The sequence below is a fragment of the Rhodospirillales bacterium genome, assembly GCA_016710335.1.
In the GTDB taxonomy this organism is placed as follows: domain Bacteria; phylum Pseudomonadota; class Alphaproteobacteria; order Rhodospirillales; family Defluviicoccaceae; genus JADJXQ01.
Map to the genome: position 1 here is coordinate 1 of JADJXQ010000013.1, position 14,207 is coordinate 14,207.

Here is a 14,207-nt window from a genome sequence, read left to right on the forward strand (position 1 = left end):
CGCTGATTCGCCATGCTCACCGTCGACGCCATCGACCTCTTCTACGGCACCAGCCAGGCGCTCAGGCGCGTCAGCCTCGGAGCCTTCAAGGGCAAGGTGACCTGCGTGCTCGGGCGCAACGGCGTCGGCAAGACCTCGCTGCTCCGCGCCATCGTCGGTCACACTCCGATTGCTGCGGGCCGCATCGTTTGGGAGGACGACGACATCACGCGCACTCCGCCGCACGAGCGCGCCCGGCGCGGCATTGCCTACGTGCCGCAGGGGCGCGAGATCTTTCCGCTCTTGACCGTCGAGGAGAACCTCCGCACCGGGTTCGCAGCGGTGCCGAGGAGCCTCCGCCACGTCCCGGATGAAATTTTCGATCTGTTTCCGGTGCTGCGCGACATGCTCGGGCGGCGCGGCGGCGATCTCTCCGGCGGCCAGCAGCAGCAGTTGGCGATCGCCCGGGCGCTGGTCACCCGGCCGCGGCTGCTCGTTCTCGACGAGCCGACCGAAGGCATCCAGCCTTCGATCATCAAGGATATCGAGCACGTCATCGGCCGGCTGGTCGAGCGCGGCGACATGGCGATACTGCTGGTCGAGCAGTATTTCGAATTCGCGCAGCGGTTGGCCGACACTTACGCAGTGATGGACCGGGGCGAGATCGTCGCCGCCGGGCGCGGCGCGGACATGGAAGGGGCCGATGTGCGTGGCCGCATCGCGGTCTGAAGTCGCGGCGGCCGCCGAGGTTCACGGCGTCGCCGCGCTTAGGTTTACGTCTGGCGACGACGGCGGCACCCGCCTCGCCGATCTCTATCAGCGGGCGCCGCTCAGGGTGCTGTTTCCGCGGCCGGACGACGGTGTGCCGACGGCGGTGGTCGTCACGATCAGCGGCGGCCTGGTCGGGGGCGACCGCCTCGATCTCGACGTCGTCGCCGACCAGGGCGCCCGGGTGCTGGTCACCGCGCAGGCGGCGGAGAAGGTGTACCGGTCGCTCGGTGCCGATTGCCGCATCGAGGTGCGGCTGACGGTGGCTGCCGGCGGCTGGTTCGAGTGGCTGCCCCAGGAAACGATCCTGTTCGAGGGCGCCCGCCTGCGGCGGAGGACCGTGCTCGACGTCGCGCCGACCGGCCGGGTGCTGGCCGGCGAAATGCTGGTGTTCGGGCGGACCGCCAGCGGCGAGATGGTGCGCCGCGGCCTGGTTCGCGACGCCTGGGAGGTGCGCCGCGGCGGCCAACCGGTGTGGATGGATGCCCTGCACATGGCCGGCGATCTCGCCACGCCGCTGGCCTCTCCCGCCTGCTTCGACGGGTTTGCGGCGACCGCGACAATGCTCTATGCCGGGGACGACGGCCGCGCGCGGCTCGACGAGGTCCGCGACCTGATCCGCGCGCACGAGTGCGAGGAGGTGAGAGCGGCGGCCACCGTGGTCAACGGCGTGCTGGTGGTCCGTTGGCTGGGGCGCGACGGCGCCAGCCTGCGCAAGGGCTATGGCGGCGTTTGGGCAGCCTTCCGCAACCACGTCGGGGGACTGAGCGCGGCGCTCCCCGTATCTGGTGGGTGTAGAATGCCAGGGAGGCAGCACAGTGCATCTTTCGCCTAGGGAAAAGGACAAATTGCTGGTCGCGATGGCCGCCGAAGTGGCGCGCAGGCGCCTCGCTCGCGGGGTGAAGCTCAATTATCCGGAAACGGTGGCGATAATCAGCGATTTCGTCGTCGAGGGCGCCCGCGACGGCCGCTCGGTCGCCGAGCTGATGCGCGACGGCGCCACCGTCGTCGGTCGCGACCAGGTGATGGACGGGATCGCCGAGATGATCCACGAGATCCAGGTCGAGGCCACCTTTCCCGACGGGACCAAGCTGGTCACCGTCCACAACCCGGTCCGCTGATCCGAGGGGCGCCATGATACCCGGAGATATCCTGCCGGCAGCGGGAACGATCACCCTCAACGCCGGCCGCGAAACCGTTACCCTGACCGTCGCCAACACCGGCGACCGGCCGATCCAGGTCGGCTCCCACTACCATTTCTTCGAAACCAACGCGGCGCTCGCGTTCGATCGCGCCAAGGCGCGAGGGTTCCGGCTCGACATCCCCGCCGGCACCGCGGTCCGCTTCGAGCCGGGGCAGCGCCGCGAGGTCGCGCTGGTCGCCTATGCCGGCTTGCGGGTGGTGCACGGCTTCAACGCCCGGATCGGCGGCGCCCTGGAGGACGAGTGATGGCCTACACCATCGACCGCGCGGCCTACGCGCAGATGTTCGGACCGACCACCGGCGACCGGGTGCGGCTCGCCGACACCGACCTGATCCTCGAGGTCGAGGCGGATCGCACCGTCTACGGCGAGGAGGTCAAGTTCGGCGGCGGCAAGGTGATCCGCGACGGCATGGGCCAGTCCCAGGTCGGTCGCGCCGGCGGCGCCGTCGACACCGTCATCACCAACGCGCTGATCGTCGACCACTGGGGCATCGTCAAGGCCGACGTCGGGATCCGGGACGGCCGTATCGCCGCCATCGGCAAGGCCGGCAACCCGGACATCCAGCCGGGCGTCGACATCGTCGTCGGCCCGGGCACCGAGGCGATCGCCGGCGAAGGAAGGATCCTCACCGCCGGCGGCATCGACGCCCACATCCACTGGATCTGTCCGCAGCTGGTGGAGGAAGCCCTCTGTTCGGGGATCACCACCATGCTGGGCGGCGGCACCGGACCGGCCGACGGCACCAACGCCACCACCTGCACTCCCGGCCCCTGGCACATCGGCCGCATGCTGCAGGCGGCCGAGGGTCTGCCGGTTAATCTCGGGTTCTTCGGCAAGGGCAACGCCTCGCGCCCCGGCGCGTTGGTCGAACAGGTAGCCGCCGGCGCCTGCGGCCTCAAGCTGCACGAGGACTGGGGAACGACGCCCTCCGCGATCGACACCTGCCTCGCAGTCGCGGACCGCACCGACGTCCAGGTCGCCATCCACACCGACACCCTGAACGAGTCCGGCTTCGTCGAGGACACCATCGCCGCGTTCCGGGGCCGCACCATCCACGCCTTCCACACCGAGGGCGCCGGCGGCGGCCACGCGCCGGACATCATCAAGCTCTGCGGCGAGATTAACGTGCTGCCGTCGTCGACCAACCCTACCCGCCCCTACACGGTCAACACCCTAGACGAGCACCTCGACATGCTGATGGTCTGCCATCACCTCGATGCGCGGATTCCCGAGGACGTCGCCTTCGCCGAGAGCCGCATCCGGCGCGAGACCATCGCCGCCGAAGACATCCTGCACGACCTGGGCGCCTTCAGCATGATCGCGTCCGACAGCCAGGCGATGGGCCGGGTCGGCGAGGTCATCATCCGCACCTGGCAGACCGCCGACAAGATGAAGAAGCAACGCGGGCCGCTCGCCGGCGAGACGCCAGGCAACGACAACCTCAGGATCAGGCGCTACGTCGCCAAGTACACCATCAACCCTGCGCTGGCCCACGGCATCGCCGGCGCGGTCGGCTCGGTGGAGGTCGGCAAGCTCGCCGATCTGGTTTTGTGGAAGCCGATGTTTTTCGGGGTCAAGCCGGACTTGGTGCTGAAGTGCGGGACGATCGCGACGGCGGCGATGGGCGACCCCAACGCCTCGATCCCGACGCCGCAGCCGGTGCACTACCGGCCGATGTTCGCCGCCTTCGGCAGGTCGCTGACGATGAGCGCGGTCACCTTCGTATCCAAGGCGGCGCTGGATTCCGGCATCGACCGCGCCCTCGGCCTCGCCAAACCGTTGGTCGCCGTCGAAGGCACCCGGAAGATCGGCAAGCGGGACATGGTCCACAACGGCTGGACGCCGACCATGGAGGTCGATCCCGAGACCTACCAGGTGCGCGCCGACGGCGAACTGCTCACCTGCGAGCCGGCGAAGGAGCTCGCCATGGCCCAACGCTACTTCCTGTTCTGACCGTGCGCCGCGTCATCGCCGTCGTTGCCGCCGGGGGTTGGCCGGCCGAGACCGCGGTCGGCGAGGTGACGCTCGCCTTTGATCAGCGCCACCGCCGCCGCCTGCGGATGACCGACGACGCCGGCCGGCCGTTCCTGCTTGATCTCGACCACGCGACGCGGATGGCCGACGGCGACGGCCTCGCCGTCGAGGGCGGCGGTTTCATCCGGGTGTGCGCCGCTGCCGAGGCGGTGTGCGAGGTGCGCGCCGCAACCGCCGCCGCCGCCGCCCGCCTCGCCTGGCACATCGGTAACCGGCACACGCCCCTGCAGGTGCTGGCCGACGGCACGCTGCGGATCCTCGACGACCCCGTGCTGGTGGCGATGCTGGAGCACCTCGGCGCCGGCGTCACCCGAGGGCTCGCGCCGTTCACCCCCGAACCCGGCGCCTACGCCGGAAACGGACGCCGCCATGACCACTGACGATGCGGCGCTCCCGGGTCCGGCCCTCTACCGGCTGCTGACCTGGCTGTCGCCGGGGTTCCCCGTCGGCGGCTACAGCTATTCCCACGGCATAGAGCATGCGGTCGAGATCGGTCTCGTCCGCGACCGCGACACCCTCGGCCGCTGGATCGCGGCCATCCTGGCCCACGGCACCGCCCGCATCGACGGGGCGGTGCTGGCCGCCGCGTGGTCGGCGACGGCGGCGGACGACGCCGACGCGCTGGCGCGGGTGAGCGAGATCGCCAAGGTGCATCGCGGCACTGCCGAGACGGCGGTGGAGACCCTCGCCCAGGGACGAGCGTTCCTGGCGGCGGTGCGGGGCGGCTGGCCGCACCCGCGACTGGATGCATGGGCGGCCCGGCTGCGAACGTCGGAACGCGCCCCGAGCTACCCGGTCGCGGTCGGCGTCGCCGCGGCGCTCGCCGCCGTTCCGCGTCCGGCCGCGGTCGCCGCGTACCTGCACGCGTTCGCCGCCGGCCTGGTTTCCGCCGGCGTGCGCCTGGTGCCGCTCGGCCAGAGCGACGGGCTCGCGGTTCTGGCGGGGCTGGAAGCGGCAGTGCTGGAGGCCGGCGACGCTGCGCTTGGCGCCGACCTCGCCGAGCTCGGCACCGCCACCTTCATGGTCGACTGGACCTCGATCCGTCACGAAACCCAGTACACGAGGTTGTTCCGCTCATGACATCCCCGCTGCGCGTCGGCATCGGCGGGCCGGTCGGGTCCGGCAAGACGGCCCTGGTCGACGCCCTCTGCAAGCGGCTGCGCGACCGCTATCGCATCGCCGCCGTCACCAACGACATCTACACCCGCGAGGACGCCGAGTTCCTGACCCGCTCCGGCGCGCTGGCCGCGGACCGCATCCTCGGGGTGGAGACCGGCGGCTGTCCGCACACGGCGATCCGCGAGGACGCCTCGATCAACCTCGCCGCGGTCGACGAGATGACAGCCCGATTTCCCGATCTGGAGATCGTATTCATCGAATCCGGCGGCGACAATCTCGCCGCTACCTTCTCGCCGGAGCTCGCCGACATCACCGTCTACGTCATCGACGTCGCGGCCGGCGACAAAATCCCACGCAAGGGCGGGCCGGGCATCACGCGCTCGGACCTGCTTGTGATCAACAAGACCGACCTCGCGCCGCACGTCGGCGCCTCGCTCGACGTCATGGACCGCGACGCCCGGCGGATGCGCGGCGACCGGCCCTTCGTGTTCACCAACCTGCGGGCCGGCGACGGTCTCGATCGGGTGGCAGCGTTCGTGATCGCGGCCGGCGGCCTGGAGGACGTCCTTCCGCCCGGATGAAGAGCAGCGCTCGAGGAGGCTTCAGGAGTTCGCATCGTCCGGTGGGGCGGTCAGGTGCTCGGCCGACCACACGCGGTCGAACGGCATGCCGGCCTCGCGCTCGGCGCTGCGCACCGCCTCGGCGTCGGGAGCGTCGTAGAGGCAGACCATGCGCCGGGCATCTGTTGAGAGGAACGTGCGAATGAACGTCACGCCGTAGGCTTCCAGGCATCCCGACGCTTGGTCTTCGCGAGCCTGCAGCTCTTCAAAGCACACGGGTTCCTCGAAGGAGCGTTCGACGAGGATCACGGCCATTGACTACCGCCCCTTCTCATCCGGGGGCGGAACTGCGAGCGGTTCCTGCGGACCGTGGGCCTCCGCAGTCCACACGACCCGGGTCGGGAGCGCCATGGTCCGATAAAACTGACGGACCGCTTCGGCGTCGGGTGCGTCCCATACGCAGAGCAGCCGGCGGCCGTCCCCCGACAGGTAGCTGTCAAGGTGGCGCACGCCGTAGAGATCACGGCACCAGCCCGAATCGCGCCTGAGAGTCCGCCATTCTTCCGCAGAGATTGGCGGATCGAGATCCTGCTCCGCGACGACGTACACCATGTCATTCTCCCACTAAGGCGGCGACATCTGGTATGCCGCCTGCGAGTTCACTGGCTGCCCGCTCCGCAGCTCCGACAGCGTGCGCCGGAGTCCCCGACCCCGCAATCTCGTTGAGGGCCGCAAGATGAGCTTCGAGCGCCGCTGCATCCTCGAGCGCGGCGGCGACGCGGGCGAGGGCGACGCGGGCGAAAACGATTTCGCTGCGCCGGCCGACCGTAGTCGCCGCGACGAGAGCTTCCTCGGCGCGCCGCCGGGCCATATCGGAGCGCCCGCCCTGAAGATCGATTTCGGCGGCGCGAGTGAGGGCGAAGGCGAGGCGGTGCTTGGCGTCAGCGACGCGCAGGCCCTGCAGCGCTGTTTCGAGGTCCGCATGCACGGTCTCGGAATCGCGGCTGTAGGCGCAGAGGCACGAAAGGACTCGAGCTACCGGTATCTCGCTGCCCTCACGGAGCTTGTTCCCGATCACTACCAGCGCGTCGCACAGGGGCTCGGCCTCCGCGTATCGGCCGTTCAGCACCTCCAGCATGATCCGATGTTCGAGCGCCTGGAATTCGCCGAGTCGATCACCGTCGCGGCGCGCCAGCGTGCGGGCGCGGTCGAACGCCTCGCCGGCCTCCTTGGACCTACCCTGGTAGAGTCTCAGCAGACCCATGCCGTCGGGAATGGTGTAGGGCTCCGTTCCCGTCCTCTCCGACATGGCCCGCGCTTCCAGGAGCAGCGCCTCGGCGCGGCCGAGATCGCGCTCCAGCAACGTCAGACAGTGGGCCACGTCGGCATTTGCGACCACGCGCTCTATCTCGTCGGCCACCTTGCCAAGCTGCTCCGCGCGCGTGTTCAACCGCTCGGCGGCGTTCCAGTCACCGGACTCCCAACGCAGGAATCCAACCAGGTTGAATCCGCGGCGTGCGTGCTCGACCGCACCGCAGTCGAGCGCGTGTTCGGCCAGTCCTTCCAGCAACCGGGCGACCTCCTCGACATCTCCGGGACGCCGCGCTGCGATGCTCACCTCGTGCAGTTCGATCTGCAATCGAACGCGCTCCGGATCGCTCAGTTGTTCGGCATGACGCAGGCCTCGTCTCGCGAAGGCCTCGGCCTCGCCGCTGGCGAAGAACCGGACGCACCTCCGGCCCGCGGCCAGGCACGCGCGCGCCGCCATGCTCGGTTCGCCCGCCAACGACGCGTGAAAAGCGATCGCCGTGACGACGGCTTCGTCGGATGCCTTGAGTTGTTCGAGCGCCTCCGCCGCCCGGTGGTGCATCAAGCGCCGGCGAGGCTCCGAGATGTCGCCGTAGATCACGCGACGCACCATCGCATGTGTGAATTCGTACACGGGAACACCGGATCGGCCGGAGCGATCGGCCGCGAGCAAGGCGTATCTCTCGAGCGTTTCCAGCGCGGACATGAACTCGCTACCGTCGAGCGAGGCGAGATTTGCGAGCATGTCGACGCGACAAGATTGGCCGAGCACGGAAGCCCAGCGCAGCACCTCCACGGCAAGCGGCGGCAAACGGGAGACCCGGTCGCTGACGAGCGTGGTCAAAGACGACGGAAGATCCTCGGCGCGGCTCGACGGCGTACGGGCCAACTCGATCGTGAACAACGGGTTTCCGCCGCTTGCCTCGAAGACGCGTTCGGGATCGATGTCGCCGCGGAGCTGGCGAGCGAGCGCCACCGTGTCCTCTCGGCTCAACCGCGCCAAGCCGATTTCCTCGAGCCCGACATCGTGGCGGAGGCCGCGGACGAGACCCTGCACGGGCTGATTGTCCGGAAGCTCGCTATCCCTGGCCGCCAGCGCGATCAGCACGGGGCGATGCCGGCTCATCCGCGCCACGTAATGGATCAGCGACGCCGTGGCCTCGTCGCACCAGTGCAGGTCGTCGATGACGATGAGCACGGGTGGCGCGCTGTGGGCGCGGGCAGCAATCAGTTCGACGACGGCTCCGAACAGGCGGGTGCGGGAAACCTCCGCCTCGGCGCCGCGCGAGAATTCCGGCAGCAGCGGCGCCAGACTGGCGCCGAGCTCCCGACCGATTGACGAGGCGGATACCCGCCGCAACGCGTCGATCCACGGCCCGAACGGCTGGCCGCTCTCGGCCTCGTACGCGCAGCCGTCGAGGATCGTACCGCCGCCGCGCCGAATCAGCGCCTTGAGCTCAAAAAGGAGGCGGCTCTTGCCGACGCCGGGCTCGCCGGTCAGCAGCACGATGCGCTGCCGGTGTTGCGCGGACACCGCTTCCACGGCGGCTATGAGGCGCGCGCATTCCTCGGACCTTCCCGTAAGCGCTGGCTGCGTATCAGTGGTTTCGACCCCGGACGTCTTATCGATCGTGCCTTCCTGCGGGACTGCTTCCGCTTCAATGACCGTCTCGACATGCGGCGGATGGCCGCCGCGGTCGAACACAGCCTGCGCGCGCTCGAGGGCTGCCGACGGCGCTCCTGCTTCGGCAAGCAGCCGACGCCCCGCCCGGTACGCCTCCTTGCCTTCCCGGTCGCGTCCCGCCTCGGCGAGCAGGTTGATCAGGCGGACGTGGGTGGCCTCGTCGTAGGGATCGATTTGCACCAGGCTTCGCGCGTAAGGCAGGGCCCGATCCGGCTCGGTGCGCAAGCGAGCGGCGAGTGTCGTGAGCACCTCCGCGTGGTGACGGCGCATTTCCTCGCGCTGCGCCACGAGCCATGCCTGGAAGTCGTTGCACTCCGGAAGCTCGAGACCCTCCAGAAACTCGCCGCGAAATGCAGCCGCCAGTTCGGTCAATTCCCCTGTCGAAAACGTTTCGGGCGGTACCGCCAGGCGCTGCCGGATCTCAAGGACGTCAATATCCGCGTCGACGGCTGCGAAAGACACGCTCTCCCTGTCGGCGATAATACGGGTGGCTGCCGAGCCGTCGACGACCTTGCGCAGCTTACTGAGGCTCCAGCGCAGTGCGCCCTTGGGATCGTCAGGAATGTCCCAAAGCAGGGAGATGAGGCGCTCGCGCCGATGGCTTTTGCCGGTAACCACGAGGTACGCGAGGAGTGCCCGCGTCTTTCGGGAGTGCGGCAGCTCGATGCGCCGACCTTCGTGGCTCACCTCCAACTCCCCAAGCAGTTTCAGGACAAGCGGCGCCCGTCGCCGTTCCTCCAGGCAAATGCGAAACGCCCGTACCGGCTTTGCGATGTTCTTGACCTTCTGCTCGCCCATGTCCTCGAACGAGAGCGGAAGTTGGCCGCCAACCAGATCGAGAACGGACTGCGAGACGCAGATGCCGCCGGGATCGGCAAGCGTTTCCAGTCGCGCAGCGACGTTGACGCCGGTGCCGTAGATCTCCACGCCGTCGACCATAACGTCACCGAGATTGAGCCCGATCCGAAAGTCGAGTCGGTGTTCTGCTGAGAGCCCGCTGTTCGTTTCGCCGAGCCGACGCTGCGCGTCGACGGCGGCCTCAGTGGCGGCAACGACGCTGGCGAACTCTGCGAGCACGGCGTCGCCGGCTGTATGGACGATGCGACCGCCAAATCGCTCGATGGTGGCCATCAGGTCCTGCAAGCGGGCGCGCAAGAGTCTGTGGGTGCCCACCTCGTCGGCATCGGTCAATCGGCTGTAGCCGACCGCGTCGGCGCACAGCACCGCTGCAAGCTTGCGCTCCAAGACGCTTCCACCTCCCTACGAAGGCACGCGCCGTTCGACCAAGGTGACGCCGCCGGCCGCTGCTTTCACTGAATTCTTTTTGTTTCGGCCGATTTTACACGCTGCCGGCACGAGATTCCACGCCGGTTACCACGCGTTTTCACACGCCGCCCCGGTATCACAGAAACCATCAGGTCAACACGCTTCGGACACGAGGACTTAGACAATGTACCACGATTACACTTACGAATCGGCCCTTGCGGCATCCCATCGCGCCAGTTGGCGCATCGAAGATATCATCGGTGAGGGCAAGCACCTCGACTTCGGCAAGCCCTTCCTGCCGGAATCCCTCGCGCGGGTGCAGCCGCTGACGTTCCTCTCGCCGGAAGAGCAGCGAACCCTCAACCAGATTCGCGGCAATGCGTATCTGACGATCTTCGGGCTGGTCGAGGAATTCATCCTGCCGTTCGTGCTCGATCACGCTCGGCCGCGCCTGCACGGCGACGATGTGCGCACGCGCGCCTTCCTGGCGTTCGCCGCCGAGGAAGCCAAGCATATCCACCTCTTCAAACAATTCCGGATGGACTTCGAAGCTGGTTTCGGCACGCGGTGCGACGTTATCGGCCCGCCCCAGGAGATCGCCCACGCCGTGCTTTCGCACCATCCGCTGGCAGTGGCTCTGACCATCCTGCACATCGAGTGGATGACCCAGCGCCACTACTTGGAAAGCGTCCGCGATAACCAGGATCTCGACCCGCAGTTTAAGAGCTTGTTGCGTCACCACTGGATGGAAGAAGCGCAGCATGCAAAGCTCGACACCTTGATGGTCGAGGCGCTGGTGGAAACATGCCGGCCGCGCGAAGTCGCCGATGCGGTGAACGAGTACCTGGAAATTGGCATGTTCCTGGACGAAGGCCTGCGGCAGCAGGTGACGCTCGACATGGACGCCTTCGCCCGCGCAACCGGCCGCACGCTGTCGGCTGAGGAGCGGGAGAGCTTTCTCGAGGTGCAGCATCAGGCCAATCGCTGGACCTACATCGGCTCGGCGATGACCCACTCCAAGTTCCTGGCGAGCCTCGAAGACATCGGTCCGGAGGTGCGGAGCCGGATCGAGCAGATCGCCCCGGCGTTCTGCTGACGACCGCGCAGATATCCACCACACCAGACCCGGGAGAAGGAACGATGACCATGCAAACGATGACCAAAGACATGACCAAAGATATGACGGATCCGACCACGAAAGTGTCGCGGGTGAACGGTATCGACGTCGAGGCGCTGGCCGGCATCATTCAGGAGGTCGAGCGCGATCCGAGCAAGGGCATTGTCGAGTTCCGCGTAACGTCCGCGTGGAAAGGCCAGACGGTCAGCGAAGCGACCGTTGAATCCTGCACCATCGGGGGAGAGCGGGTGCCGCGGCGCTTCACCATGACCGTCGACGAGCCTCTGGAACTGCTCGGGACCAACACGGCCCCGAACCCGCAGGAGATGCTGATGGCGGCCCTCAACGCCTGCGTCATGGTCGGCTACGTGGCCGGAGCCGCCGTTCACGGCATCCGCCTCGACAGCGTCGAGATCGAGACGGATGGACACCTCGACCTTCGCGGCTTCCTCGGTATCGATGAGACGGTGAAGCCCGGCTACGAGAGCATCCACTACACCGTCCGCATCAAGGGCGACGGCACGCCAGAACAGTTCCGCGAGATCCATGAAACCGTGATGAAGACCTCGCCAAACTACTTCAATATTGCGCGTCCGGTGCGCATCGATGCCGACCTAGTCGTGGGCTAGTGCACAGACCCATTCAACGAATCGGTCGAATGGGTCAAGTTCAGGAGATTCAAGAAGTTACGTGCAGCAGCGGTGCGTTCTTTTGAATGCACCGCTGCACTAGCGTCACGGACCGGAAAGGGGCGGACCCACCGCCCCTTTCCGCATCACTCCCACGAGGGTCGCGGACCACTGGTACCAGTTCGGGATCGTCCTTGGACAGCATCAGGCCGAAATCGAGAGAGGCTCACCCGCGCACCCAGCCGCGATGGACCTTCATTCCGAGTCTGTTTTCTGGACCTTCAATCCGAGAGAAAGCGGATTCGCCCATACCAGGCTTCGGCGCTGGCATTGCGGTTGTCGCAATCGCTCATGACCGCGACGGCGTCGATTCGCTCGACGTCCTGGCCGTGAAAGCGGCGGAAATCCTCGCGGATGTTGCGCCGTTCGGTGACCCACTGCCCCGGAGCGGCCGGCGCGCCGGAGCGCAGCGCGACCATGTGTGCCTGCGATGCAAACGGATTGGGCCAACTGGCGCCGGCCGGCATCGTCAGCGCCAGCGCCAGCGCCAGCATCGTTGCAATCATCCCCGCGCGCACCGTCCAGCCCGTTGTCATCTCCTTCAGGTTCCCTGTTGTCCGCTGTGAGGACTGCAGGACGCGCCGCCAAGGACGCAGAAGCGGGCGCAGTGTTTGAGCCGGATCGGGCCTGCCGATTGGACAAAGCAATGGCCGGCATCGACAACGGACGATGCTGCTCCAATTATGGAATTCGGTGATCTGTCGGCACCGCTTCCGTCAACGTTGGAGACACATCATGACGATCCTGCCGCGGCTAAGGCCGGAACCGATTCCGGCCATCCATCCGTTGCCCGAGTACCTCGCCCAAGGCCGACGGAAGATGTGGTACGAGGAGGTCAAGCAGGTCCTCCAGGTGCCATGGATGGGAGTGATCACCATGGCATACGCCCACTACCCGTCCTTCTTCGAAACGTGGTGGCAGGGGGTTGGCAATCTTTGCGCCAGTCAGCAGTTCGTTGACGCGTGTCTCGCCAACCGGGACTTCGTCGAGAAAGAGGTGTTGGCGTTGAACCCGCCGCCAATCGGCGATCGACTGAGCGGGATCGGCTACGCGCCCCGCGAGATTGACGGCATCCGCCAGATGATCGAGGTGTTCAGCCACGGCAACCAGCCATACGTGGTGCTGGCCACGCTCACGCGATACCTCCTTGAGGCCGGTGACATGGCCCGGGCAGGTGAAGCAGCGCCGCCCTTTGCCGGCCGTCACGCGCCAAACCTAGCGGTCCCGTTCGTTCTGATGGAGGCGCATCACGCCGACCAAGCGACGCGCGACGTCTATGAGGACGTGAAGCGGGTTCTCAATCTGCCGTTCGTCAACACCGATTACCGGGCGCTGGCCCGCTGGCCGAGCTACTGGGCGACGGCCTGGAGCGATCTCCGCGAAGCCGCAGGCACGCCGGCGCACGAGACGCTGTGCCAGGCAATCCACGATCGCTGTGTCGAACAGGTGGCGGCAACGCTGCCCAATCCAGGGGGCTTGACGGCGGACGCCCTTCGCGGCGCGGCGGCAGCGGACGCGCCATTGGAAGAAATCCGCGACATGGCACGGCTGTTCCAATGGCTGCTGCCGGGCTTGATCGTGAACATCGCCTACTTCCGCGCCCAGTTTCTCCCCGACCGCAATCGAAGATGATGCCGGACTCTACGGGCGCCCAACCTGTCTGGTCGAGCGCACCCATGGCGGCAAGCGCGTCCATCCGCCCAACGGGGACGACCACCCGCTGCCGGACATGGCCGTCGACCCGCTCGTTCTCGACGATCTAAAGTGGCCAACGCAACCAGTGACCTCCGCCGCAGAACTCGCCCGACACTGTTCACGTTCAGTTAGGGAGAAAGCGTGGTGTGGCCTAAGCACGCTGTTTCCGTAGTTCTTGGCTTCCTCGCCTCCGTGTTGTGGGCACCGGCGGCTACTGGCAGTTCCGGCGACCGGCTGATCTTTGTCACCAGCAACGGCTGGCATAGTGGCATCGTCATTGCACGATCCGATGTGCCTTTCGCCGCAATTCCCGAAGCGGCGGACTTCCCGAATGCGGTTTATCTCGAATTCGGCTGGGGCGATGCCGAATACTACCCGTCGCCGCGCCCGAGTTTCGGCCTCGCGCTGCGTGCTGCCTTGCCCGGGCCTGCGGTCATTCATCTGAGCGGGCTTTCCGATCATCCGGCGAAGGTATTCCCTACCGCCTCCGTGCTCGCCGTGTCGCTGCCGGACAGCGGGCTGCGGCGGCTCATCGCTCACATCGCTGCCAGTTTCGATCGCGCCGGCGACGAACGGGCTAAACCCAATGCGCCCGGCTTGTACAGTTTCAGCCGGTTCTACCCAGCGACGGGCAAGTTTCACCTCTTCAACAACTGCAACACCTGGACGGCGCGCGCACTGGCGGCAGCCGGCGTAGCGGTCGATTTCGACGGTGTTCAAACCGCCGACGATCTGCTGAAACGGGTTCACCCCCTGGCAGAGCGCGATTGACGATGCGCCCAA

The 14,207-nt window shown here is 67.2% G+C and carries 15 protein-coding genes and 1 pseudogene; 12 read left to right on the top strand and 4 right to left on the bottom strand.

The window, feature by feature from the left end; genetic code table 11:
- The first annotated feature begins 12 nt into the window (after positions 1-12).
- From urtE to ureG, 8 genes and pseudogenes are all read left to right on the top strand, one after another.
- Positions 13-708 carry an urea ABC transporter ATP-binding subunit UrtE gene (gene urtE / locus IPM60_14470; protein ID MBK8909047.1) on the top strand — a complete coding sequence of 232 codons (696 nt, stop codon included), beginning with the start codon at positions 13-15 and terminating at the stop codon, positions 706-708.
- Positions 683-1,582 (top strand): urease accessory protein UreD, encoded by a 900-nt coding sequence (locus tag IPM60_14475; GenBank protein ID MBK8909048.1) that lies wholly within the window; start codon positions 683-685, stop codon positions 1,580-1,582. The genes urtE and IPM60_14475 overlap by 26 nt, the downstream gene beginning before the upstream one ends.
- Positions 1,566-1,868 carry an urease subunit gamma gene (locus tag IPM60_14480; protein ID MBK8909049.1) on the top strand — a complete coding sequence of 101 codons (303 nt, stop codon included), beginning with the start codon at positions 1,566-1,568 and terminating at the stop codon, positions 1,866-1,868. Before IPM60_14475 ends, IPM60_14480 begins: the two co-directional genes overlap by 17 nt.
- A 13-nt stretch (positions 1,869-1,881) precedes the next feature.
- A complete protein-coding gene (locus tag IPM60_14485; protein ID MBK8909050.1) occupies positions 1,882-2,196 on the top strand; it encodes an urease subunit beta in 315 nt (104 codons plus the stop codon).
- The gene (ureC, locus tag IPM60_14490) at positions 2,196-3,905 is read left to right on the top strand and encodes an urease subunit alpha (GenBank protein MBK8909051.1); all 1,710 of its coding nucleotides are present in this window, start codon (positions 2,196-2,198) and stop codon (positions 3,903-3,905) included. Before IPM60_14485 ends, ureC begins: the two co-directional genes overlap by 1 nt.
- Positions 3,906-3,934: 29 nt before the next feature.
- Positions 3,935-4,366 (top strand): annotated as a pseudogene (locus IPM60_14495) (urease accessory protein UreE).
- Positions 4,356-5,066, top strand: coding sequence for an urease accessory protein UreF (locus IPM60_14500; GenBank protein MBK8909052.1), 711 nt, complete (start codon positions 4,356-4,358; stop codon positions 5,064-5,066). Before IPM60_14495 ends, IPM60_14500 begins: the two are co-directional and overlap by 11 nt.
- Positions 5,063-5,686 (top strand): urease accessory protein UreG, encoded by a 624-nt coding sequence (gene ureG / locus IPM60_14505; GenBank protein MBK8909053.1) that lies wholly within the window; start codon positions 5,063-5,065, stop codon positions 5,684-5,686. Before IPM60_14500 ends, ureG begins: the two co-directional genes overlap by 4 nt.
- A 21-nt stretch (positions 5,687-5,707) precedes the next feature.
- On the opposite strand, the gene IPM60_14510 is transcribed toward ureG, so the two are convergent.
- The 3 genes from IPM60_14510 to IPM60_14520 are packed head-to-tail and all read right to left on the bottom strand — an operon-like array spanning position 5,708 to position 9,902.
- Positions 5,708-5,980 carry a DUF4242 domain-containing protein gene (locus IPM60_14510; GenBank protein MBK8909054.1) on the bottom strand — a complete coding sequence of 91 codons (273 nt, stop codon included), beginning with the start codon at positions 5,978-5,980 and terminating at the stop codon, positions 5,708-5,710.
- A 3-nt stretch (positions 5,981-5,983) separates the two neighbouring features.
- The gene (locus IPM60_14515) at positions 5,984-6,277 is read right to left on the bottom strand and encodes a DUF4242 domain-containing protein (GenBank protein MBK8909055.1); all 294 of its coding nucleotides are present in this window, start codon (positions 6,275-6,277) and stop codon (positions 5,984-5,986) included.
- A gap of 1 nt (position 6,278) precedes the next feature.
- Entirely contained in the window at positions 6,279-9,902 is a 3,624-nt protein-coding gene (locus IPM60_14520; protein MBK8909056.1) for an AAA family ATPase, read from the bottom strand.
- A gap of 205 nt (positions 9,903-10,107) precedes the next feature.
- Here IPM60_14520 and IPM60_14525 point away from each other — a divergent pair, with 205 nt between their 5' ends.
- Both IPM60_14525 and IPM60_14530 read left to right on the top strand, forming a co-directional pair.
- Entirely contained in the window at positions 10,108-11,019 is a 912-nt protein-coding gene (locus IPM60_14525) for a hypothetical protein (GenBank protein MBK8909057.1), read from the top strand.
- A gap of 83 nt (positions 11,020-11,102) precedes the next feature.
- The gene (locus tag IPM60_14530) at positions 11,103-11,669 is read left to right on the top strand and encodes an OsmC family protein (protein ID MBK8909058.1); all 567 of its coding nucleotides are present in this window, start codon (positions 11,103-11,105) and stop codon (positions 11,667-11,669) included.
- 281 nt (positions 11,670-11,950) lie between these two features.
- On the opposite strand, the gene IPM60_14535 is transcribed toward IPM60_14530, so the two are convergent.
- Positions 11,951-12,265 (bottom strand): DUF3047 domain-containing protein, encoded by a 315-nt coding sequence (locus tag IPM60_14535; protein ID MBK8909059.1) that lies wholly within the window; start codon positions 12,263-12,265, stop codon positions 11,951-11,953.
- A 199-nt stretch (positions 12,266-12,464) separates the two neighbouring features.
- Between IPM60_14535 and IPM60_14540 the strand changes: the two genes are divergently transcribed.
- Together IPM60_14540 and IPM60_14545 are read left to right on the top strand one after the other, a co-directional pair.
- Positions 12,465-13,361 (top strand): hypothetical protein, encoded by an 897-nt coding sequence (locus IPM60_14540; GenBank protein MBK8909060.1) that lies wholly within the window; start codon positions 12,465-12,467, stop codon positions 13,359-13,361.
- Positions 13,362-13,568: 207 nt separating this feature from the next.
- On the top strand, positions 13,569-14,195 hold the full coding sequence (locus IPM60_14545; protein ID MBK8909061.1) for a DUF2459 domain-containing protein: 627 nt from the start codon (positions 13,569-13,571) through the stop codon (positions 14,193-14,195).
- Positions 14,196-14,207: the final 12 nt, after the last annotated feature.

What these genes read in the sequence shown, in the direction of transcription:
- IPM60_14475 (MBK8909048.1), top strand. Translation starts at nt 683, where the DNA reads ATGTGCGTGGCCGCATCGCGGTCTGAAGTCGCGGCGGCCGCCGAGGTT.
- IPM60_14535 (MBK8909059.1), bottom strand. Translation starts at nt 12,265, where the DNA reads ATGACAACGGGCTGGACGGTGCGCGCGGGGATGATTGCAACGATGCTG.
- IPM60_14485 (MBK8909050.1), top strand. Translation starts at nt 1,882, where the DNA reads ATGATACCCGGAGATATCCTGCCGGCAGCGGGAACGATCACCCTCAAC.
- ureG (MBK8909053.1), top strand. Translation starts at nt 5,063, where the DNA reads ATGACATCCCCGCTGCGCGTCGGCATCGGCGGGCCGGTCGGGTCCGGC.
- IPM60_14510 (MBK8909054.1), bottom strand. Translation starts at nt 5,980, where the DNA reads ATGGCCGTGATCCTCGTCGAACGCTCCTTCGAGGAACCCGTGTGCTTT.
- IPM60_14515 (MBK8909055.1), bottom strand. Translation starts at nt 6,277, where the DNA reads ATGGTGTACGTCGTCGCGGAGCAGGATCTCGATCCGCCAATCTCTGCG.
- IPM60_14530 (MBK8909058.1), top strand. Translation starts at nt 11,103, where the DNA reads ATGACGGATCCGACCACGAAAGTGTCGCGGGTGAACGGTATCGACGTC.
- IPM60_14500 (MBK8909052.1), top strand. Translation starts at nt 4,356, where the DNA reads ATGACCACTGACGATGCGGCGCTCCCGGGTCCGGCCCTCTACCGGCTG.
- ureC (MBK8909051.1), top strand. Translation starts at nt 2,196, where the DNA reads ATGGCCTACACCATCGACCGCGCGGCCTACGCGCAGATGTTCGGACCG.
- IPM60_14525 (MBK8909057.1), top strand. Translation starts at nt 10,108, where the DNA reads ATGTACCACGATTACACTTACGAATCGGCCCTTGCGGCATCCCATCGC.
- urtE (MBK8909047.1), top strand. Translation starts at nt 13, where the DNA reads ATGCTCACCGTCGACGCCATCGACCTCTTCTACGGCACCAGCCAGGCG.
- IPM60_14540 (MBK8909060.1), top strand. Translation starts at nt 12,465, where the DNA reads ATGACGATCCTGCCGCGGCTAAGGCCGGAACCGATTCCGGCCATCCAT.